This window comes from Catenibacterium mitsuokai (assembly GCF_025148785.1).
Taxonomy (GTDB): Bacteria; Bacillota_I; Bacilli_A; order Erysipelotrichales; family Coprobacillaceae; genus Catenibacterium; species Catenibacterium mitsuoka.
Genome location: NZ_CP102271.1, coordinates 193335 through 216832 on the forward strand (window position 1 = coordinate 193335; position 23498 = coordinate 216832).

22 protein-coding genes, 1 pseudogene and 1 other annotated feature are annotated in these 23498 nt (G+C 33.0%); of the genes and pseudogenes, 19 read left to right on the forward strand and 4 right to left on the reverse strand.

From position 1 onward, the window contains the following. Positions 1 to 38 precede the first annotated feature (38 nt). From amrA to NQ499_RS01055, 17 genes and pseudogenes are all read left to right on the forward strand, one after another. Positions 39 to 1406: an AmmeMemoRadiSam system protein A gene (gene amrA / locus NQ499_RS00975; RefSeq protein WP_040389791.1), complete on the forward strand. Its 1368-nt coding sequence runs from the start codon at positions 39 to 41 to the stop codon at positions 1404 to 1406. Then, positions 1399 to 2214: an AmmeMemoRadiSam system radical SAM enzyme gene (amrS, locus tag NQ499_RS00980; protein ID WP_006505370.1), complete on the forward strand. Its 816-nt coding sequence runs from the start codon at positions 1399 to 1401 to the stop codon at positions 2212 to 2214. Before amrA ends, amrS begins: the two co-directional genes overlap by 8 nt. Continuing rightward, positions 2215 to 2946, forward strand: a complete 732-nt coding sequence (locus tag NQ499_RS00985) for a MurR/RpiR family transcriptional regulator (protein ID WP_006505371.1) — start codon at positions 2215 to 2217, stop codon at positions 2944 to 2946. It abuts the gene before it with no gap. Between the two features lie 141 nt (positions 2947 to 3087). Then, the gene (locus NQ499_RS00990; protein WP_006505372.1) at positions 3088 to 4440 is read left to right on the forward strand and encodes a PTS sugar transporter subunit IIC; all 1353 of its coding nucleotides are present in this window, start codon (positions 3088 to 3090) and stop codon (positions 4438 to 4440) included. After that, positions 4433 to 5848, forward strand: a complete 1416-nt coding sequence (locus NQ499_RS00995; protein WP_006505373.1) for a 6-phospho-beta-glucosidase — start codon at positions 4433 to 4435, stop codon at positions 5846 to 5848. Before NQ499_RS00990 ends, NQ499_RS00995 begins: the two co-directional genes overlap by 8 nt. Next, positions 5845 to 6726 (forward strand): ROK family protein, encoded by an 882-nt coding sequence (locus NQ499_RS01000; RefSeq protein WP_006505374.1) that lies wholly within the window; start codon positions 5845 to 5847, stop codon positions 6724 to 6726. Before NQ499_RS00995 ends, NQ499_RS01000 begins: the two co-directional genes overlap by 4 nt. Before the next feature lie 17 nt (positions 6727 to 6743). Further along, positions 6744 to 7388, forward strand: coding sequence for an RDD family protein (locus NQ499_RS01005; protein WP_006505375.1), 645 nt, complete (start codon positions 6744 to 6746; stop codon positions 7386 to 7388). A gap of 31 nt (positions 7389 to 7419) precedes the next feature. Then, positions 7420 to 8148, forward strand: coding sequence for a MurR/RpiR family transcriptional regulator (locus tag NQ499_RS01010; RefSeq protein WP_006505376.1), 729 nt, complete (start codon positions 7420 to 7422; stop codon positions 8146 to 8148). Between the two features lie 67 nt (positions 8149 to 8215). Continuing rightward, on the forward strand, positions 8216 to 9073 hold the full coding sequence (locus tag NQ499_RS01015) for a YitT family protein (RefSeq protein ID WP_040389792.1): 858 nt from the start codon (positions 8216 to 8218) through the stop codon (positions 9071 to 9073). Between the two features lie 70 nt (positions 9074 to 9143). Then, positions 9144 to 9353: a binding site (T-box leader), on the forward strand. Positions 9354 to 9391: 38 nt separating this feature from the next. Then, entirely contained in the window at positions 9392 to 10876 is a 1485-nt protein-coding gene (lysS, locus tag NQ499_RS01020; protein WP_006505378.1) for a lysine--tRNA ligase, read from the forward strand. Between the two features lie 523 nt (positions 10877 to 11399). Further along, positions 11400 to 11999: a type IV toxin-antitoxin system AbiEi family antitoxin domain-containing protein gene (locus tag NQ499_RS01025; protein ID WP_040389793.1), complete on the forward strand. Its 600-nt coding sequence runs from the start codon at positions 11400 to 11402 to the stop codon at positions 11997 to 11999. Beyond that, positions 11990 to 12790, forward strand: coding sequence for a hypothetical protein (locus NQ499_RS01030; protein ID WP_006505381.1), 801 nt, complete (start codon positions 11990 to 11992; stop codon positions 12788 to 12790). The genes NQ499_RS01025 and NQ499_RS01030 overlap by 10 nt, the downstream gene beginning before the upstream one ends. Before the next feature lie 117 nt (positions 12791 to 12907). After that, entirely contained in the window at positions 12908 to 13705 is a 798-nt protein-coding gene (locus tag NQ499_RS01035; RefSeq protein WP_259848571.1) for a hypothetical protein, read from the forward strand. 177 nt (positions 13706 to 13882) lie between these two features. Continuing rightward, on the forward strand, positions 13883 to 14017 hold the full coding sequence (locus tag NQ499_RS01040; protein WP_259848572.1) for a hypothetical protein: 135 nt from the start codon (positions 13883 to 13885) through the stop codon (positions 14015 to 14017). Positions 14018 to 14068: 51 nt separating this feature from the next. Further along, positions 14069 to 14380: a hypothetical protein gene (locus NQ499_RS01045; RefSeq protein ID WP_006505385.1), complete on the forward strand. Its 312-nt coding sequence runs from the start codon at positions 14069 to 14071 to the stop codon at positions 14378 to 14380. Between the two features lie 552 nt (positions 14381 to 14932). Next, positions 14933 to 15085: pseudogene (locus NQ499_RS01050) on the forward strand (amino acid--tRNA ligase-related protein); the annotation flags it as partial. Positions 15086 to 15518: 433 nt separating this feature from the next. Beyond that, positions 15519 to 16790, forward strand: coding sequence for an ATP-binding protein (locus tag NQ499_RS01055; protein ID WP_006505388.1), 1272 nt, complete (start codon positions 15519 to 15521; stop codon positions 16788 to 16790). Positions 16791 to 17090: 300 nt separating this feature from the next. Here the strand turns inward: NQ499_RS01055 and NQ499_RS01060 are convergent, their stop codons facing one another. Then, entirely contained in the window at positions 17091 to 18227 is a 1137-nt protein-coding gene (locus NQ499_RS01060; protein WP_006505390.1) for a DUF4825 domain-containing protein, read from the reverse strand. Positions 18228 to 18407: 180 nt separating this feature from the next. On the opposite strand from NQ499_RS01060, the gene rsmH reads away from it, so the two are divergent. Then, complete coding sequence (gene rsmH / locus NQ499_RS01065; RefSeq protein WP_006505391.1) at positions 18408 to 19454, forward strand: 16S rRNA (cytosine(1402)-N(4))-methyltransferase RsmH; 1047 nt, start codon at positions 18408 to 18410, stop codon at positions 19452 to 19454. A gap of 114 nt (positions 19455 to 19568) precedes the next feature. On the opposite strand, the gene NQ499_RS01070 is transcribed toward rsmH, so the two are convergent. From NQ499_RS01070 to NQ499_RS01080, 3 genes are all read right to left on the reverse strand, one after another. Beyond that, entirely contained in the window at positions 19569 to 20360 is a 792-nt protein-coding gene (locus tag NQ499_RS01070) for a MurR/RpiR family transcriptional regulator (RefSeq protein WP_006505392.1), read from the reverse strand. Positions 20361 to 20411: 51 nt separating this feature from the next. Next, positions 20412 to 20957 (reverse strand): RDD family protein, encoded by a 546-nt coding sequence (locus NQ499_RS01075; RefSeq protein ID WP_006505393.1) that lies wholly within the window; start codon positions 20955 to 20957, stop codon positions 20412 to 20414. A 124-nt stretch (positions 20958 to 21081) separates the two neighbouring features. After that, the gene (locus NQ499_RS01080) at positions 21082 to 21804 is read right to left on the reverse strand and encodes a 6-phosphogluconolactonase (protein WP_006505394.1); all 723 of its coding nucleotides are present in this window, start codon (positions 21802 to 21804) and stop codon (positions 21082 to 21084) included. 278 nt (positions 21805 to 22082) lie between these two features. Between NQ499_RS01080 and NQ499_RS01085 the strand changes: the two genes are divergently transcribed. Beyond that, positions 22083 to 23444, forward strand: a complete 1362-nt coding sequence (locus NQ499_RS01085) for a PTS sugar transporter subunit IIC (RefSeq protein ID WP_040389795.1) — start codon at positions 22083 to 22085, stop codon at positions 23442 to 23444. The last annotated feature ends 54 nt before the right edge of the window (positions 23445 to 23498 follow it).

Genomic DNA, 23498 nt, shown 5'->3' on the forward strand with positions numbered 1-23498 from the left:
TTCTTTTTGTTTTATAATAGGGTAAAGGAGATGATTTTATGTCTATACTTTATTCTATGTGTGTCCCTCATCCTCCATTAATTATTCCTGAAATAGGTCAAGGAGAAGAGAAAACTATTAGTAACACAATACAGTCTTATGAATCCATTATGAAATATGTATCTACTCTTCCAATAGAAACAGTGATTGTGATCAGTCCTCATGCAATCGCCTATAGTGATTATATTCATATATCTCCTGGTATTCATGCATCAGGAGACTTTAGTCAGTTTCATGCAGGAAATGTAAGAATAGAAGTGGATTATGATACAGAACTTGTAAAGAAGATCACTCAATCTGCCAAGAAGCATCATATTTTTGCAGGAACATTAGGAAAAGATGATGATTTAGATCATGGCACAATGATTCCTCTTTACTTCTTAAATAAGTATCTAAAGGACTATAAAGTTGTAAGAATTGGAATATCTGGTTTATCTCCTCTTACTCATTATCGCTTTGGACAATGTATTAAAGAAGCAGTGGGAGATAAGAATGTTTTATTAATTGCGAGTGGTGATTTGTCTCATTGTTTAAAAGAGGATGGTCCTTATGGTTATAAAGAAGAAGGACCGCTCTTTGATCATGATATTATTACAGCATGGAAGAATAGTGACTTTATGCGTTTCTTAACCTTTGATCCACTCTTTATAGAAGCTGCATCTGAATGTGGACTTAGATCATTTCAAATCATGGCAGGTGCTTTAGATCAAAAAAAGATTAAACCAAACTTTTATTCTTATGAAGGACCATTTGGAGTAGGTTATGGTATATGTGGCTTTGAAATATGTGGTGAAGATCAAACCCGTGATATAGGAAACCAATATAAAAAGAAGATGCAGGAAGAAGTCAAGAAGATCAAAGAACATGAAGATGACTATGTCAGACTGGCTAGAACCACAATAGAGCATTATGTGAAAGAGAAAGTAGAAATCATTCCAGAAGTCACAGAAGAGATGAAAAGACGTGCAGGTGTCTTTGTATCTATTCATGAAGAAGGGCGTTTAAGAGGTTGTATTGGTACCTTTATGCCTGTACAGGATAATATTGCCTTAGAAATAGTACATAATGCGATCAGTGCATGTAGTGAAGATCCACGCTTTGATCCTATTACAGAAGAAGAACTAGATAATCTCGTTATCTCAGTCGATGTATTAGGAAAAATAGAAGCCGTAGAAGATATCAGTACATTAGATCCTCATATCTATGGTATTATAGTATCCCATGGTTCTAAAAGAGGTTTACTCCTACCTGATTTAGAGGGTGTAGATACAGTGACTGATCAGATTCAGATAGCTTGTCATAAGGCAGGTATTCATGAAGGAGAGAAAATCAAGATAGAAAGATTTAAGGTGATCAGACATGGCTAGATGTGATTTATGTCCTCATCAATGTGTATTAAAAGAAGGACAGACAGGATTCTGTCATCAAAGAATCAATAAAGAAGGAAGCATAGTACTTAAAGACTATGGTGCTATTACATCACTGTCTTTAGATCCTATTGAAAAGAAGCCTCTCTATCATTTTTATCCAAATACAAAGATTCTATCTGTCGGTTCTTATGGCTGTAATATGAAATGTCCTTTCTGTCAGAACTATACAATATCGCAGGATAAAGGTTCTTCTACACAGGTGCATACAACACCTGAAAAACTTGTTGAAGTCGCCTTAGATCTCAAAAAAGAAGGGAATATCGGTATTGCGTTTACTTATAATGAACCACTGATCAGCTATGAGTTTATTTATGATACATTTGTATTATGTAAGAAGCATGATTTAAAGACTGTTATTGTCTCTAATGGAATGATAGAAGAGAAATATATAAAGGAGTTATCTCCTTTAGTAGATGCATGGAATATTGATTTAAAAGGATTTAAAGAAGATATTTATAAGAAGTTATCAGGTGACTTAAACACAGTAAAGAAGAGTATTTACCATGCTTCTACAAGTCATCTAGAAGTCACTTCTTTGATTGTCCCTGGTATCAATGATCATTTAGAAGATATGGAAGAAGAAGCAAAGTGGTTAGCGTCTATTGATCCGAATATAGTGTTACATATCACACGTTATTTTCCTGAGTATCATTATCATGAATCTCCTACATCTATAGAACTTATTGACCAAATGGTAGAAGTAGCTAAGAAATATTTGAAGAATGTATATAGAGGTAATTGTTAGATGTTTAATGAAGAAAAGATTAAAAGCTTTAGTACAACAGATATGCGTATATATAACTATATATTGAAGCACAGCATTCAATTCCCTTATATGAGTATAAGAGAACTCGCAGATGAGATTCCTACATCTACAGCTTCTATTATGCGTTTTGTGAAAAAAATGGGATATGACAGTTTTCCTGAATTAAAATATGCTTATAAGAAAGAAGAAAAAGAAGTCTCTCTTTATATGGTCAATGACCTAGATGAAACTATCGACTGTTTAAAGAAGTTCAATACCCCTTATTATCAGGATTTATTCAAAGAAATCGCATATATACTAGGTGATGCGAATATGATTATTTTTGATGGTATGGGTGATTCAGCTAAGATTGCAGAATATGCAGCAAGACGCTTTTCTAGTAATGGTTTCTTTAGTGCTGCCTTAACAGATCCATACCAGAAGATATCAATGGATGGTACTAATATAGTTGTTGTTATGTTGTCTATCTCAGGTGATACGGTAGAACTTTTTAGAAAAGCCAATGCTTATAAAGCAGCAGGCAGTACTTTAATCACAATTACTGCATCAGACGATAATACACTCGCAAAAATGAGTGATTATCATATCAGCTATTATATTAATGATGTAAGAAATGAACTTTCTTCCCATACAACTCAGGTACCTGCATTAAGCATTATTGAAATACTTTCTAATATGACATTGCATATGTGTCACAATACGTTACAATAGTGAAACATTTTGCAGATAATGCATACTATTCAAGAAGGGCTTCAAGCCCTTTTTTTATTTGTAATCCTCTGATAGAATCAATTGCGGAAAACGAAAACGTTTTCAACATCGGCCGAATAAAATAAGAAGAGGAGAAACAAAATGGAAGCAATTCAAAGCTTTATGGAACGTTACTTCGTACCATTAGCTGCAAAAATCAATGGTCAGCGCCATGTGGCAGCCGTGCGTGATGCGTTCACTTTATCATTCCCACTCACAATGGGTGGGTCAATGGTTTTACTTATTAACTATGTATTATTAGATCCTACAGGATTCATCGCAAAATTACTTCACTTAGGTGATTTAATTCCAAACTTAGCTCAGTATCAGGCTGTTTTAAGTTCTGTTATCAATGGTACAACTAATATCTTATCAATCATCATCGCATTCTTAGTGGCTTATCAGTTAGCTCAGGAAATGGGTGGAGATAAAGTATTATGTGGTATTACATCTCTTTCATCTTTCTTTATTCTTTATCCTGCTGCTCAGGCATTTGCAGGTAAGAATGCAGGAACTGGTTTAACAACTACTTACTTTGGTGCACAGGGATTATTCGTTGCATTATTAGTAGGTCTATTAACTACAGAATTATTAACTCGTTTTGGTAGAAATGAAAAGTTAAGAATCAAGATGCCAGAAAGGGTACCTCCTGCAGTAGCACAGTCATTTAACTTATTAATCCCAATGATGTTAGTACTTGCCATCATGGGTGTATTAAACTACTTATTCTCAATGATTACTCCTGAAGGTATTCAGGTTGTTGTTTATAACGCTATCCAGGCTCCATTAACATCTCTTGGAAGCTCTATGGGTACAATCATCGTATTCGTATTAGTACAGCAGATGTTATGGATTGTAGGTATCCATGGTCCTAACACTTTAAGTGCATTACGTTCAGTTATCTTCACAGAACAGGGAAACGCAAACTTAGCTTATGTTGCAGCTCACGGTTCTGCATGGGGTGCACCTTACCCAGTTAACTGGGGTTCAATCAACGATGCATTTGGTAATGGTGGAGGATCAGGTGCAACTCTAGGTTTAATTGCAGCTATGTTCCTCGTAGGTAGAAAGAATAAAGGTGAATATTCTATTTGTAAGATGTCATTAGTTCCAGGACTATTCAACATCAATGAACCAATCATGTTCGGTTTACCAATCGTTATGAACCCAATGTATGTTATTCCATTCATCTTAGCGCCAATCGTATGTAACCTCATTGGTTATTTCTGTGTATGTGTCATTAAGATCATCCCACCAGTTGCTTATTCAGTTGCTTGGACAACTCCAGGATTCTTAACACCATTCTTAGGATCAGGTGCTAACAGCATTATGGCATTAGTTATCGGTATTCTTTGCTTAGTCGTAAGTACAATTATCTACTTACCATTCGTTGCAGCAAGCACAAGAGCCGCTATCAAAAAAGAAGCAGAAGAAGCAGGAGAAAACAATGCGTAAAGACTTCTTATGGGGTGGAGCAGTTGCTGCACATCAGGTAGAAGGTGGATTTAATGAAGGTGGTAAAGGACCAAATGTCTCAGATATGATGACAGTTGGTTCTGCCACTACTCGTAGAAAGATCACTAAAACAATTGAACCTGATCAGTTCTACCCAAATCATACAGCGATTGATTTCTATCACCACTATAAGGAAGATATCGCTTTATTTAAAGAAATGGGATTTAAATGTTTTAGAACATCTATTTCCTGGGCAAGAATCTTCCCAATGGGAGATGAAGAAACACCAAATGAAGAAGGCTTAAAGTTCTATGATGATATGTTTGATGAACTATTAAAGAATGGTATTCAGCCAGTCATCACATTATCACACTTTGAAATGCCTTATCATTTAGTAGAAAAATATGGTGGATGGAGAAACAGAAAGATGATTACATTCTTTGTAAGATTCGCAAAAGTATGTTTCGAAAGATACCACAATAAAGTTAAATACTGGATGACTTTCAATGAAATCAACAACCAGGCGAACTATGAAGCAGACGTAGCTGTATTTACTAACTCAGGTATTATATTTGAAGAAGGTGAAGACAAAGAACGTACTGTTTATCAGGCAGCGCATTATGAGCTTGTTGCAAGTGCGATGGCTATTAAAGAAGGACATGCCATTGATCCTTCTATGATGATTGGCTGCATGATTGCGATGACACCTATTTATCCTTATTCATGTAATCCAGATGATATGTTGAAGGCAGTAGGTGCTAACCATAAGCGTTTCTGGTATATGGATGTTCATGCAAGAGGACGTTATCCAGGTTATATGAAATCTTTCTTTGAAAGAAAGAACTTCAATCTAGATATTACTGAAGAAGACTTAGCTGTTCTTCCTCAGGGTACAGTAGATTATATTGGATTTAGTTATTATATGTCATTTGCGGTTAAGGGTGATGGAGATGTCAACCTTGACTATAATGAAGAAACAGATTTATGTGATAACCCATATATTTCTAAGACTGAATGGGGATGGCCAATTGATGCGAAAGGTTTAAGATATAGCTTAAACTGGATGTATGACCGTTATAACCTTCCTCTATTTATTGTAGAAAATGGCTTCGGTGCAGTGGATCAGATGGTAGATGGAAAAGTACATGACCAGTACCGTATTGATTACCTTAAAGCGCATATCGAAGAAATGAAAAATGCAGTAGATATTGATGGTGTAGACTTATTAGGTTATACTGTTTGGGGATGTATTGACTGTGTTAGCTTTGGTACGGGTGAAATGAAGAAACGTTATGGTTTCATTTATGTAGATAAAGATAATGCAGGTCATGGAACACTTGCAAGAAGCAAGAAGGATTCCTTTGATTGGTATAAGAAAGTAATAGAAAGTAACGGAGAAAAATTATGAAAAAATACTTAGTTCTAGATGTTGGTGGCAGTGCTATTAAATATGCAGTAATGGATGCAGAAAAGAATATATATGAAAGAGGTAAGGTACCTACTCCCTTAGATTGCCTTGATTCATTTGTGAATAGCGTTGAATCTCTATATAATACATATTCTGATGTATCTGGTATTGCGATGAGTATGCCAGGAAGAATTGATCCTAATAAGGGTTATTGTTACACTGGTGGTGCTTTAGCTTATAATCATGATATAAATATGGCAGAATTACTATCTGAGCGTTGTGGTGTAAGAGTCACAATTGGTAATGATGCAAAATGTGCCGCTAATGCAGAACTAGGTTTTGGTAGTCTTCAGGATATTCAGGACGGTGCTGTAGTGATTCTTGGCACAGCTATTGGTGGCGCTTTAATTAAGGATCATAAGGTATTAAGCGGATGTAGATTTGGTGCAGGTGAATTTTCTAATATCATCACTGATTATCATAAGCCATATGATGGTGATACATCTTGGTATGCAAGTAATGGAATCAATGGATTATTATTACATATCCAGGAAGCATTAGAAACAGAAGAACATTTTACAGGTGAAGAAATCTTTGAAATGGCAAATAATGGAAATGAAGCTGTCTTAAAAGGATTAAATCAGTTCTGTTTAGAAACTGCAGTACAGATCTACAACATCAATCAGATCTTTGATTGTGAAAAAGTAGCCATTGGCGGAGGTATTAGTGCACAGCCATTACTATTAGAACTTATCAAAAAGAACTTTGATGAAATCTATAATTCATGTTATGCAAGCACATTGCCACCAGAAATCGTAGTTTGTGAATATCGTAATGATGCGAACTTAATCGGTGCTTTATATCAGCACTTAAATTAATAAAGGAGGATGATAAGATGTGGAATAAATTAAGAAATGAACCTGTGAATAAAACAGGTTATATCAAACGTATAATCGCTTATGGTATTGATTGGTATTTAGGAAGTGTCTTATCATCACTTCCTCTTATTTTGTTATATATGTCTCTTCATAAGGATGCTGTCTATATTCCTCAGCAGTTATCTATATTTAAGGGATATTATCAAGTACTTGCAGGTGTTCTTTCACTCTCAGTTGCATTTGTGTACTATGTCGTATTACCTATAATCTGGAAAGGACAGACTTTAGGAAAGAAACTACTTGGTTTAAAGATTGTGAATGACAACTATCAAGAAGTGAATGTGAAACAACTGATCATCAGACAGGTTATTATGATCTTCTTAGTAGAAGGAAGTATTTATACATGCAGTAATATGCTTCATCAGTTAGTCAATGTCTTAACTGGATACAATATTGCCTCTATCTGGAATAAAGTAGGACTCGTTATTACTATATTATCTGCAATACTTGTGATTATCTTAAAGTCTAAGAAATCATTACATGATATTGTCTCACATACACTTGTTGTAGACATTAAGTCAGAAGACTACAAGAATATGTTGTTGAGTATTGAAAAGAAAAATAAGAAACAGAATAAGAAAATGAAAAAGAGATTTGCATAAAGTGTGATAAAATACCTTTTGGAGGTATTTTATGGTTACGGTAGATCAAATGAATCAATTAAGTGATTTAGAATTAGATATTTACAACTACATCATTTCTCATCGTCATGAAGTGATCCATATGAAACTTATTGATTTATCTACAGATCTTCATGTGTCTTCTTCTATGATTACAAGAGTAGCTAAAAAACTTGGTTATAAAGGATTTTTAGAATGGAAAGCAGAAATGAAACTGGATCAGGAAGATAAACCTATACAAAATAAACGTGCTTTAAATTATATTCTCGATTATTTTAATCGAGTAGACAATAAAGAGTTTGATGATCTTATTCATCAAACGGCTGAAATAATTGTGAACAGTCACGAGGTGATCTGTTCTGGCATTGGCTTAAGTGATGCGATTGCGAAATTTGCGGCTTCTTTATTTAATCGTAAGGGAAAACGTACAATGTATAGTGGAGACTTCAGTAGCCGTTTTAGGGGGATGTATGATCAAAATGACTGTGCTCTTTTCTTCACAGTTTCAGGAGAAACAAGAGAAATCATTGATCGTATCAAAGACTTAAAAAAATATGATATTAAGATTATTGTGATTACCAATAGTGCCTCTTCAACAGCTGCAAAGATGTCTGATTTAGCTCTTACGTACTATATGCCAAGTACCAAAAATAGTGACTTTTATAGTTCAGCAACACAGGTACCTGTTCTTTATATTATTGAGTCTATTGCGAATCTGTTTATAGAATATGGAATTTACTAAAGAATGCTTGAAAGGCATTCTTTTATTTGTTTAAATATTCTATGATATGAGAAGAAAGAGGGACGCTATGAGGGAAAATCTAGAAAAGTACGGCGAAGTTATCGCTGGAAGTATCTTATTATCTTTAGGAATCTGGTTGTTCGTAACACCTAATGGCTTGAACTTTGGAGGCGTAATTGGTACATCACAGATTATCGAAGTTTTTGTAAGAAAACTTCTACCAATCCCTAAATCAATGAATATTGTAGGGATCATCAACTTCATGATTAATATTCCATTATTTATTATGGGATATAGAATCTTGAACAGAGAATTTTGTCTTAAAACAGGTATGAGTATTGTTGTACAGACTATTACATTATCTGTCTTACCTAACTTAACACATCCAGTAATGCCCGATATGTTATCTAACTGTATCTTTGGGGCTATTATGTGTGGCGTTGGTGTAGGACTTGCCCTAAAAGGTAGTGGTAGTACAGGTGGTATTGATATTGCCGGTGTATGCTTATCTAAGACTAAACCAGGATTCTCAGTAGGTAAGTTATCAACTATTGTGAATGCTGTTATTTTAACTTGCTGTGCATTTATCTTTGATTTACAGACTACACTTTATTCTATTATCTTTGTATTTGTATTGTATTTCATTAGTGACCGTATCCACTACCAGAATATCAATGTGATAGCATTAATCTTCACCAAAGAAAAAGATATGAAGAATGTGATTATGGAAAAGACTGGTAGAGGTGTGACTTACTGGATGGGTAAGGGTGCTTATACAGAAAATGATCAATATATTCTTTATTGTGCAATCAATAAATATGAAATGAAAACATTTAAGAAACTTGTTCATGATATTGATCCGCAGGCATTTGTGACTATTAGTGAGGATTCAGAAATCCTTGGTGGATTTGAAAAACGTCTATAGATAAATTAGATTGAATCAGGCTGCTAAATTGACCTTGACAACACATTTATTTATTGTCTATAATACTTGAGTAAAAGCTATGAACAGAAGAGTAATATCGATGGAACGCAGAGAGAATTCCTGGCTGGTGTAAAGGAATGGGAAAGTTGATATGAATAAAGACTGGGAGCTGTATTTTGGATCTAACGTGATAAAATAACGTGTTGCCGCGTTAAGGCTTAATGAGGTCTACTTATGTAGATGAATAAGGGTGGTACCACGGTTGACTCTCGTCCCTAGCGGATGAGAGTTTTTATATTCTAAAGAAGGAGAACAGACATGGAAGAAAGAAAGTTTACTGATCAGGAATTAGTAAGAAGACAGAAGTTACAGGAACTTAAAGATCTTGGAATTGATCCATTTGGACAGAGATTTGATGTGACTGCTTATACTTCAGACATTAGAAAGAACTATGGCGATAAGACTGCAGAAGAATTAGAAGAAAGCAAACCAGCTGTAAGTATTGCAGGTCGTATTGTTGCAAAGAGAAGAAAAGGTAAAGTATGCTTCATGAACCTTCTTGATAGAGATGGAAAAATCCAGTTATATATCAAGAAAGATACTGTTGGTGAAGATGTTTATGAATTAGTTAAGAAGAGTGATTTAGGTGATATCATTGGTATTGATGGTGAAGTATTCATGACTCATACTGGTGAATTAACTGTAAGAGTAGAAAAGTATACACACCTTACTAAGGCTTTAAGACCTTTACCAGAAAAGTTCCATGGTTTAACAGATACTGAAGAACGTTTCAGAAGAAGATATGTTGACTTAATCATGAATGATGAAGCACGTAAAGTAGCCTTCATGAGACCTAAGATTGTTCGTTCAATCCAGCATTATTTAGATGACAAAGGTTATACAGAAGTAGAAACACCAATCATGAACTCTATTCTTGGTGGTGCTGCAGCTAAGCCTTTCATCACTCATTTCAATGCATTAGATAAAGATTTCTACTTAAGAATCGCAACAGAATTAAACCTTAAGAGATTGATCGTAGGTGGTATGGATGCTGTTTATGAAATCGGTCGTTTATTCAGAAATGAAGGTATGGACAGAACTCATAACCCAGAATTCACTACTATCGAAGTATATAAAGCATTCTCTGACCTTGAAGGTATGATGGACTTAACAGAAGGTATCATCGCGAATGCCGCAATGACAGTCAATGGTACTTATGATGTAGAATACAAAGGTCATTCTATTTCATTAGCACCTGGATTCAAGAGAATCTCTATGGTTGATGCAATTAAAGAAAAGACTGGTGTTGACTTTGGTGAACAGAAGACTTTTGAAGAAGCTAAGAAACTTGCTGAAGAACATGGTATTGAAGTAGAACCACACTTTGCATATGGTCATATTGTCAATGCATTCTTTGAAAAGTATGTAGAAGAAACAATTGTAGAACCAACATTCGTATATGGTCATCCAATTGAAATCTCTCCACTCGCAAAGAAGAACTTACAGGATCCTCGTTTCACTCAGAGATTCGAATTATTCATCTGTGGTAACGAATATGCAAATGCATTCACAGAATTAAATGATCCAGATGATCAGTATGAAAGATTCGCAAATCAGTTAAAAGAAAAAGAATTAGGTAACGATGAAGCCAACGAAATGGATATGGACTATGTAGAAGCCCTTGAATACGGTCTTCCACCAACTGGTGGTATGGGTATGGGTATCGACAGATTAGTTATGTTATTAACTGGTCAGGAAACTATCCGTGAAGTTATCTTATTCCCACATATGAAGAATAAATAAGGACTATTAAGAGTATATGGATAATGAACCATATACTTTTTTTGTGATTAGCAATTTACACATTCTGCTTATATTGTTATTGATAATATCTTTTGCAGATATCCTTATTTGATAATGTTTTTTTTCACAGAAGATTATTGTTATATATGCGTTATCAGTTGTGTTAATTTATTATATTGGCATTTTTTTCATACAATTAAGCATATTAATCATGTGCATTGGCCTAAACAAAGAAAAGGGATCGTTATTTGCCTGCAAAGGGTATGACGTGGCTTATACAGACCATTTCAAAAGTAAAGAGGATATTAAGATAGACGATATGTTTCTTACTTTGGTAGATAGCCGAACAAATCTTACAAAGAGTATGGTGAAATACTCAGAGCAAATTTCGGTAATAGAATAAGAATGTATCGAACCCAAGTTACTTTTTCTATCAAGTATATTTTTCCTTGACGCTTGCGCATAATAGAACTTGGTACAAAAACTACAAAGAAATTGTATGAAGTTATTTAAGGAGATGTGCATGAATACGATTATGAATTATGAATCAATATTTGAACGATATGGAGGAATAATGCGTACTTGCGAACTTACAAGGAAAGGTATATCTTATCAGATACTTCAAAATCTAATAGAACAAGGAAGAGTAGAAAAAATCAAGTACGGTTATTATCAGTGGCAGGATGAAAAGGCTTTTACAGAAGTGTCAGTAATAAGAGGTCTCTTTCCTAAAGCGATTATCTGTGATATGTCAGCTGCGATGTATTATGGTTATACGGATCGTGTGCCAGAAGTCTGGCATATAGCTGTGGATAATAAGTCTGCAAGAAACAAATTCAAGCTGGAATTTCCTATCATAAAACCACATTTTATTGAAACATCCAGATTGAATATTGGTGTGAGTGAAGGAAACATAGATGGAATTACTGTAAAAATCTATGACAGAGAGCGTGTTGTATGTAATTGCCTGCGTCATGTTAATACGATGGATGGAGAGGTATTTAATACTGTAATCCAAAGGTATATTGGTGATGAAAAGAAAGATGCTGCGAAACTAATGATGTATGCCTCAAAGCTTGGTGTGGAAAAGAAAGCTAGAAGGGTGGTTGGAATATGGCTGTAAAAGAGATAAAAGATATTGGTACATCTGTGCTTACCAAGTTAAAGAAACAGGCGAAAGAAACAGGAATCAATTATCAGACTTGTTTACAGCTTTTTGCGCAGGAAGAGTTTCTTCGTCATGCAGCATCTGAAATCATGAGCCATCAGAAATTATCTGGTGAAGTTGAGATAGATACACAGTATAAAAGTATCAACCTAAAGGGGACACGCCCTCAAAATATACCCAGATATTCAAAGAAAAGAGGTAACCAGTCTGCATATAGAGGAATATCCCATCACAAGGTTGCCATTATATCTGCTACAGATGAAAATGATCATATGATGATGCAGGTATCAGGTCTTGGAAGTGAGTCATTCGATAAATATAAAGCGAATGAAGACTGCTTTGAAGATGTGAAAGAGTTCATATCAGATTCAAAGGCAAGCATACAGCAGTTTGCCAACTATCTTGAAGCTGTAAACAATAAGATAAAGACAACTCCTACAGAGAAGAGATATCTTACTGATGATGGCAAATCATTAGGAGCTGTCAATGAAATGATGACAGAAGTGAGTTTAATGATACAGACAACAAGAGGTGTTGGAACTAGATATATACAGGGTTATCTAGATTTTCTACTTCTAAAGAAGCAAGCTAACTATAAGTTCAAGAAAGAGAAAATGGCTTCTGAGATCCTTAGAATGATTATAGGTACCGAAGCTTTTAGTAATGAAATGGTAAGAGCTACACCTATGCCCATTTCACTTAAGGAAACGTATTACGAATATCGTTATGATATTTTTGCTGAATAAGATTACCCAAAACAACAATTTGCTTAAAAAGAGCGAAAATTAATGAATACTTTAATGGAATATTGAAATGAAATATTTAAAGTATTAAAATTAATATAAAGAAAGTGGGATGGGAATATGAAGAAAATTATTAGTTTATTTATTGTTCTATTTATGTGTTTGGGGGTAACTGGTTGTCATAAAGAATCAAAAGCAGAAAAAAATTTTAACACAGCTGTAGAAAAAGTTAAAAAAGAAAATAAGGAATTGGATAAAAAAATTAAAAAAGCCAATAAATTAGTAAAATCCAAAGATAAGTCTTTAGATGAAAATTTAAGACCAACTTTGGAAACGGTTATATCAGAAACCAAAGCATCTAAGTATAAAATAATTGATCTACCTGATAAAGAAAGTAAAATAGAAAAAGAAACTAAAAAAATGAATAATTATAATTTTGAAGAAGTAAAAGGAAAATTGCAAGAAGCTTATAATAATTTAGATACGAGTATAAAACAGTATAAATTAGTTAATCATCCTAATGAGACATATGTTATTCAATGTCTTCAAAATGTACCGAATGTTAAAGATATATCTGCTGTAACTGAGGATAATGATCCTAATGGACAGTTAAACAAAGCAGGAGGATATACTGCACAAGTTTGTTTTTCAAGTGATTTAATTGATCAATCTTCTATTGATGGAAATACTGTAATAGAAAAAGGAACTGATTGTGGCGGAAGTATTGAGGTATATAAAACAGAAGAAGAAGCTAATAAGAGAAATGATTATTTGGGTGCTTTTGATGGAGGTATTTTTGCTAGTGGGTCACATACAGTTTATGGAACTATAATTATAAGAACATCTGATAAACTTACAGCTTCTCAACAAAAGCAATTGGAAAACGATATCTTAAATTCTTTAACTACAATAAAATAATATAACATAAAATGTGACTGGTTGATGGTCACATTTTAATGCTATTATACAATATAATTTAAAAACATATCTAATGATAAGTTTAATAATGTATATATTAAAAGATAGTATATGTTATGTTTAAAAAATGTATAATTATACAAAAGCAGAATGATCTTAAATATAGGAGAACTTGAAATGGAAATAGATAGTGATGAACTAAGAAAAATAATGTACAGATTATTTTTAAATGATGAAGATGAGTGTGTAGAATTTAAAGAAGCAAAAAATACATTTGATTTTGACGAATTAGGTCAATATTTTCTGCTTTGAGTAATGAAGCAACATTGAAACGTAGACACTGGAATAAAACGAGTTTTTAATATGCAAAGAAATCGTTATTTTCCAATGCTAGATTATGAGTTGAGTGAAGAAAGAAGAGTTAAAGTAACTTTATATGGTAAAGTAATTGATGCAAATTATTCTAGACTTTTATCTAATAATCCTTCAATTTCTTTTGATGAGATTGTCTTATTAGATAGAATTCAAAAGAAATTACCAATATCTAAAGAAGAGTATAGAATTTTAAAGAAAAAAGAATTGGTTGAGGGTAGGTATCCAAATATAAATATATCTGCTGCAGGAGCTTCTGCAATTGATAAAAAAGCGGAGTATACAAATGCAAAAGGATTTTAAAAATCAATTTTATATGGATAAAATAATGCAGCATATTGAAACATTTAATGGTGCGTCAAGAAGTGAAATAGAGGATTTGATTTTTCAATATCTACCTAGAGATATGTCTATTGAAAAAATAAGGTAAATTTTTTTGAATACCCATAATCTGCAGAAACAGTCTTTTTAATCTTTGTTTGTTCTTTGTTTCTAATACTGTTTAAGAGGAACTTATTAAAGACGTGTTTATAGCATACCTGTGGTTTGTGGGTATTCAAATAAATTTTTATTAACTAAACTCCGAAAAGCAGATCGTATTAAAAACGTTGGATCAAGTAGAAAGTCAAAATGGGTTGCTAATAAGAAATAGTATCGAAAAGAAGTATGGTAGTAGAACGGTAGATAAAACGGTATTACGAAAAAAGTATGGTAATAATTATGGAACTAGCTGATAAATGGAGTGCAATTAATTTGGCCATACTTTTCATGGTTTCAAGTTATTACAAGAAATTAATCAAAAATATTGTTAAATAAAGCTTTAATATATTGTGTATATATGCTCAATATAGGTGTGATATAGAAGAAATGGATATGGACTATGTAGAAGCCCTTGAATATGGTCTTCCATCAACTGGTGGTATGGGTATTGATAGATTAGTTATGTTATTAACTGGTCAGGAAACTATCCGTGAAGTTATCTTATTCCCACATATGAAGAATAAATAAATCAAAGTATTAATAAAAGGCGCATCATCAGACACGAGATGCGTCTTTTATCTATGTGAAACAGGAGTTAATTGAGAATTTCCACTCAGTGAGTGGAAAGTTTAGATTCACTATCGTACGCATTTATTGGTTGATGAAAAGTAACACTTTATTAAACTTGAAGGTATGTTGAATGTTCTCTGAAATTGTTGCCTCAGTGAGGCGACAATTTATTACAGTACATCATATATTTTTTATATAACTGTCTTTTTAAAATGAGAAGGAATGAAAAAATGAAATATGATGGAATGAATAATGGAAATGTGATGGAATAATAATTAGAAATATGATGGAATAGAAAATCAAAATATGATGGAATGAAAATCAAAAATATAAATGAATAAAATTGTAAAATATGATGGAATTCACTATAATAAGTATGAGGTGAGCATACATGGAAAATTATAAAGCTAGAATAATTGATAAAAAGATAGATAAATATTTATCGGTATTTGGGGCAATTTGTATTGAAGGTCCAAAATGGTGTGGAAAAACTTGGACATCTTCTTATCACAGTAATAGTGAAATATATATAGGTGATCCTAGTGGTAATTTTCAAAATAGACAACTTGCTCAGATGAGCCCTTCTCTTGTGTTGGATGGAGAAACACCCAGACTAATAGATGAATGGCAGGAAGTTCCACCATTATGGGATGCTGTTAGATATAAGGTGGATCAAGTTCCTAAGAAGGGACAGTTTATTTTAACTGGTTCTGCAACACCTAACCATAAAGGAATATTACATAGTGGTGCAGGAAGAATTGCGAGAATAAGAATGAGAACAATGTCTTTATATGAATCTGGTGATTCTTCAGGTGATGTATCTTTAGGGGATTTATGTAATGGTAAACTGACTCCAAAGATGACAGGAGAAGTAGATTTAAAAAACGTTATAGAATTTATTATTAGAGGTGGATGGCCAGCAAGTTTAGGTCTTCCTATTGAAAGTGCTGCATTATTACCAAAGGAATATTTAGAAGCTGTATTAAATGATGATATTTATAGGGTGGATGGTGTTAAAAGAAATACCCATAAAATGAGATTATTATTACGTTCACTTGCAAGAAATGAAAGTACAACAGTATCAAATAAAACATTAAAAAATGATATAAAAGAAATTGATGATGAAGATATTGATACAGCAACAATTGCGGATTACTTAAATATCTTGGATAGACTATTTATTACAGATAATCAAAAACCATTTTCTACTAAAATACGCTCATCAGTAAGAATTAAACAATCTGAAAAAAGACATTTTTGTGATCCTTCTTTAGCGTGTGCATTGCTAAATATTACGCCTCATATGTTGTTGAATGATTTAGAAACATTAGGTTTCTTATTTGAATCTCTATGTGAAAGAGATTTAAAGATATATGCTGAATCTATAGATGCTCATGTTTACCATTATCAAGACTACAAGAACAGAGAAATAGATACTATCATTGAATTAAATGATGGTAGATGGTGTGCTATTGAAATTAAATTAGGTGCTAACCAGATAGAGAGTGCTGCAGAAAATCTAAAGAAGATATATGAGGAAATGGAAAAAGACCCTAAGTCAATATTACCTTCTGCAATGATTATTGTATGTGGTTTATCTAATGCTGCTTATCAAAGAGAAGATGGTATCTATGTTGTACCTCTAACAGCTTTAAAAGACTAATAATTATGAAAAAATAGAGAATTCGCAAGAATCTCTATTTTTTCTATAGATTAAATTCTTTACACATTTCATCGAAAGCCTGCTTTGCAGGTTTTGTTCTTCCTTCTAAAATATCTAGTTATCATTTAGCTATTTCAGTATTTAATTCCTCTTTGTTGAGTGCACTTATGCAGATAGGTTGCACATTAATTGTAGGTGATTGTTCTTTTGATTTTTCCATAAGACTAACTCTTTTCTTTAGGAATAGTATTGTTGAGTTCATTATGATACACGGTATTTAAAAAGAGGGCTCAACCCCTCTTATAAAACCTTCTTCACAAATATCTTATTGAATATCCTTCTTGTAAATTCATCATCATTCATCTTGTTCTCTAAGTACTGATTAAAGTTTTTCTCATTCTCTTTTACTTGTTTAAAATGTGGATAATTCTCTTCAATCATCTTTCTAGTAGTAGTGTAGGTACTTCCACTAAAGTTATACTGAATAGATTGTACATTATCAATTAAAGAGAAGATAGACACAGAATTATAGATCAGGCTCTTATTGATATAAAGCTCCTCATTATGATACCAGTCTGTCGCATTGTAGTTCACAGTGAGTCCTTGATTTTTAGAATCAATTTTAAAAACATAACCGTATTCATGCAAAGGCAGACTATTTAACAAGTTTCCTATATTGGAATTATTACCAATATATGGATTCTTATACTTCTTAATATTGTGTATGCCACTCAACGGTCTGTTAAATACAGTTGTAGGAACAGTATCTTCTGTATATTTCTTTGCGCTATCTACAATATAATACTCATTCGGTGTGTTTTTATTTATTCTATAAACATTATAGAATGGGTTGTAGTAGGTTGTCACATTAGAAGTCTTAATCATATATACATAGATAGGAGGTCTATGAGAAGTTATAACACCTACATAATCCATCAGCATAAATCCACATAATATTGCAACAAATACTCCACTACTTATTAATAATCTATTTCTCTTCAACTCTTTTGATAACCCATAAACAAATACTATAATACCTACAATAGAGTAAATACAGCACCAGCTGCTTTCTTTATCTAATATCGCAAAGGCAGCAAAACATAGAAATGCGCCAAAAATCATAATGCCAATAGAAATCTTTCTTTTCTCTTGTATAAGCATATTCTTACTATAATTAATTGTATTCTTTAAGCTCTTTTCTGTTGTTTCCATGATTTTATCCTCCGTTATATATTTACCGTTGAGCAGTTCATTTAAAGAAATGTCCAAAGTTTCACTTAAGGGAATCAGTAAAGACAAATCAGGCATATAGTTACCGTTTTCCCATCTAGAGATAGTCTTATTACTGACACCTAATATATTTCCTAGTTGTTCTTGAGTGAGACCCTTTCTTTTTCTATTCTCAGAAATGAACTTACCTATTTTCTTTGTATCCATAACGTTTCTCCTTTCATGAAAACTATAAAATAAAGCATGAAACAACAACACCCCACAAATAGCGAATCCACTATTTTTATTATATATGATGGAAATAATCTTATATATACAGAGTTTGATCTGACTTGTTTATTATCTCTATTTTCGTTAATATAGTAGATGATGAAATGAGGTATAAAAATGACTGAACAGGTACATAAAAGAAGAAAAAGATATAAAGGAACACACCCTAAAAACTTCTCAGAGAAGTATAAAGAACTTAATCCAGAATTATATCCTGAAACAATAGAAAAGGTTATTTCAAAAGGAAGTACACCAGCAGGTATGCATATTTCTATCATGGTAGATGAAATACTAGAATTCTTAGATATTCAGCCAGGACAGATTGGTTTAGATTGTACTCTAGGATATGGAGGACATTCTTCTAAAATGATGGAAAAATTAGAAGGTCAGGGACACCTTTATGGATTAGACATCGATACTATTGAAATAGAAAAAACAACAGAGAGACTAAGAAATAAAGGTTATGGAGAAGACATCTTTACTCCTATTTTGACTAATTTTAGAAACATTGATCAAGTAAGTGAGAAGTATGGACCATTTGATTTTGTCTTAGCTGATTTAGGAGTATCTTCTATGCAGATTGATAATCCAGAAAGAGGATTCTCATATAAGAAAAATGGCCCATTAGACCTAAGACTTAATCCTAAAGCAGGTAGACCTGCTTATGAAATCTTAAAAGACTTATCAAGAGAAGAACTAGAACATATTCTTACAGAAAACTCAGATGAACCATATGCTGATATATTAGCTAAGAATATCTATTCATTCATACGTTCAGGTATGGAAGTAGAAACAACTCAGCAGCTCTATAAGATCATTGATAAAACATTAAGTTTTGTTACTGATAAGAATAGAAAAGATATTGTGAATAAGACAGCTGCAAGAGTATTCCAGGCATTAAGAATAGAAGTGAATCAGGAATTTGAAGTATTATATGATTTTGTAGAGAAGCTCCCTCTTATTTTAAAACCAGGAGGAAAGGCTGCAATTCTTACATTCCATTCTGGAGAAGATAGAATTGTGAAGAAGTCTTTTAAAGAACTAAAGAATCTTGGTATTTATGAAGATGTATGTAGAAATGTGATTAGACCTTCTAGGGAAGAATGTCATCGTAATTCACGTGCCAAGTCTACTAAGATGAGATGGGCTATTAAAGCAAAATAGAATACTTGAATATCAGATATACAAGTGTTATGCTTTATTTGTGAATTTGAGAACAATTGCATCAAAACGAAAAGGTAAGGATCTGGTCATCCTTACCTTTTTAGTGCTTTCATATTATTCAAGTTCTTTCAGCATTTTTGCATATTCTATACATATTGTATCTGCAATCGCTGTGAGTGAATAAGGGTGAGTTGCATAATCACCTCTGCTATCATAGCGTATATATTGATCTATAAAAGAATAATCTAATTCTTTATTAGATGTAATTAAACAGATCTTAGGTTTCTTGCTTTGGTGTTTAAAAGGTTTTGCACGTGGGAAAATACGATCAAAATAAGTACCAGAATCAGAGAACAAGATAATTAAAGTCTTTTCATCCGCATTTGTAATATATTCAGCCTGATCAGCTACTTTAATGGCAGTAAATACAGGTTTAGCACTTGTCTGCAAATCATATTGCAAGTTTAATGCAACATTTTCAGAATGCATATAACCAAATGCAGCTACTTTTTGATACTCATAAATATCATCGACTAAATCTTTAATATCATCTTCAATAGAGCTCTTTTCCAACATCTCTAGATTCTCAATTACACTTCTTACATAAGAAGTGAAAATAGAATCTTCATTACGTCCTTCATAGTTAAACTTATTAGAAAATTTGATTTTTTCTACTGAAAACTTCGCAACTTGATTTTTCAACTGATTAAAATCCCTTAAACCTATATCCCTGCAGAATCTAGAAATACTAGAATTAGACACATAACACGCTTTCGCAAGCTCAGTTAGAGTATAGTCTTCTAAATCACGAATATTCTCTATCATAAATTTCGCAATCTTATAATTATTAGAACCTTTAGGTTCACCATTTAATGTAGATAATAAAATAATAATTAAGTTAAACATGTACTCACCGTCCTGGGTATAATATGCCTTATTATACCATAGGACAGTTACTTATTGCTTGATAATTACAGTATGTGAAACTAAATCATGAAAACAACGTGTATCTTTTTGAAAATAAGCATATCCAATAGAAACAAGTGTCAATGCATAAGCAACATAAGTTAAAGGATTTACAATAGAAGTGAACTGTAAAAGAGAGGCAATCTTTCTTAAATAAGAAGGAATAATAGTAATACCTCCTTCAAGAAGAGTTGCACCGAGTAATTCTCTTAACATCATGTTTTTCATGCTTACATCTTTATGATCATAATCAATGACTTTGATCTTACATATCTTCTTACCTGGAGTCTGTCCTTTCCAGATATAAAGAGGAATGAATACATAATAAAGAACTCCAATAGTAATTGCGATTAAACATACAATAAGAGCTGTATTCAAACCATAAGCAGTTAACTCAAACATCTCTGGTTTAAACTGACTATCTTTTCTTAAAAAGAATGTGATAGGAATAGAAGCCAGCATATTAGTAATATACCAGTCAATTATTAATGCGACTGTTCTTCTTAATCTTAACTCTACAATATCCATCTTACTCATATATAGGACCTCCTGTTTATTCAAGTATATCAATTCATAATTGATCAGTAATCTCGTTTCCAATTCTTGGAAAACCTTTCCGGAATATAAAAAAAGAAAGTTCCGAAGAACTTTCTATAAAGACTTATAGTCTTTTGTAATCGTCCATGTTTAATTCAGAAGCTGCATCTTTATCACAGATCAATGTCATATTAGGATGAAGCTTTAAAACAGTAGATGGTAATTCATCTGTAATAGTTGAATCAAGAACCTGTTTTAAGATACCTGCTTTTTCCTTACCATTTACAATCATCACTAAGTGTTTAACCTTCATTAAGCTCTTAGGACCCATTGTAAGACTGAATGGAAGATTTTCTCTCTTTGGGTAATCAGGGTTTGCTTTATTCTTAGTAGCACGATCCATTGCATAAGAATATGAATCCATTGGTGTACATCTAGGACAGTTACTGCAGAAATGACCATCATAGCCAAGACCAATAACCATGACATCAATACCACCTGCACGGCTGATTTCTTCATCATATGTTTCCCAGTTTTCCATAGTCATATCATGAATTCTTTCTTCTGGAATATTTGCTTCTTCGAAGAATAATTTCTGCATTTCTTCCCAGTTAGGACCATAAGGCTTACCATCCATGTATGGTGCTTCATCGAATAAATAATATTCGATATCCTTGAACTTTTCCTGATCTCTTACTTCTGGAGCTAACATCTTGTAAAGTTCAATAGGACTTCTGCCTGATGTAAGAGAAATATTCACTCTCTTATCCTGCATCATAGCACCAAGTAAGATGTGCAATGCACTTTCACTCATTTTCTGAGTGTTTTCTTCAACGATTAATTTCATAATAAATTCCTCCTGTATTTCACAAGAAGATAAAACTCACACACTTCACATTATAAGCATCAAACTCTTTCTGTCAACCTATAAAAAATTAAAATTATATTGTATATATCGGTGTAATTTGGTGCGCATTATACTTATATAGAGCCGCTTTTGCAAGTGATTTCCACGATTTGGAAAGTTCTTCTATCATATGGAAAGGTGTTTTATATATTGGAAAATACGAGATTTTTTAGGCTTTTCCAAGATATAATGTATCCAACGAGAAGGGAGGACTCGACATGAACTTCATGGAAAAATTCAATGAACTAGCAAACCGCACACTAGTGCCTGTTGCAGACAAGTTAGCTAACCAAAGACATCTTGCTGCAATTCGTGATGGAATGGTTGTTGCTATTCCACTATCAATCATGGGAGGTGCTTGCTTAATTGTATCAACACCACCATTCAAACCTGAAACTCTACCAAACTGGGGTTTCATCACTACCATGCTTACAGGATGGTATAACTGGGCTCAGGCCAATAAAGCTGCATTATTATTACCATATAATATGACAATGGCTTTAATGGGACTATTTATCGCTTTCTCTATTTCTTATCATTTAGCTAAGAAATACAAAATGCCAAGCTTAAATGCAGCTGTTGTTTCTACTGCAGTATTCTTAATCGTATCTGCACCAACTACTTCTGCTGTTCCAGCTAATCTCATTACTGATGGTAAATCAGCCACTGATCTACTTGCACTTGCGGGAAGTTATCTACCAACAACTTACCTGGATGCAAAGGGTATCTTTACAGCTATTATCGTTTCTATCGGATGTGTAGAAATCATGAACTTCTTATTTAAGAAGAATGTTCGTATTAAGATGCCTGAAGGCGTTCCACCTGCAATTAGTTCATCATTTGATGCTATCTTACCACTCTTTATCTGTGTTATCGTATTCTATGCATTATCATTATTTGTACAGAACATCAGTGGTCAGTTATTACCAAGCATGATCATGACAGTACTTGCACCTGCAGTATCTGGTCTAGATTCATTGGTAGGTATCTGTTTAATTACTATTATTGCTCAGACATTCTGGTTCTTTGGCTTACATGGTGCAAGTATCACTCAGCCAATCAGATTACCATTCATGCAGATGTATTTAATTACTAATATCGCAGCATATAGTGCTAATAAACCATTAGTGCACTTCTTCACTCAGCCATTCTGGTCATATATTATCGCATTAGGTGGCGGAGGAGCTACTTTAGGATTATGTATTCTATTAGTTAGATCTAAATCAGTTGAATTACGTACTTTAGGTAAGCTTTCAATTGGTCCAGCTATCTTCAATATCAATGAACCAATCATCTTTGGTTTACCAATGGTATTAAATCCAATTATGATGATTCCATTTATTTTTGTGCCAGTTGTTAACTCAATTATTGCCTATACATGTATGGCATTAAATATCGTTGGAAAGGGTGTTATTGAGACACCATGGACAACACCAGCACCTCTTGGTGCAGCATTAGGATGTATGGATGTAAAAGCAGGTATCATGGTTATAGGGCTAATCATTCTAGATATGGCGCTTTACTATCCATTCGTTAAATTATTAGAAAAACAAAAGTTAGAAGAAGAAAATTCAAAATAATTAAAACAAGAAATAAAACTCACACACACATAAAATTGAATAACCTTAAATATT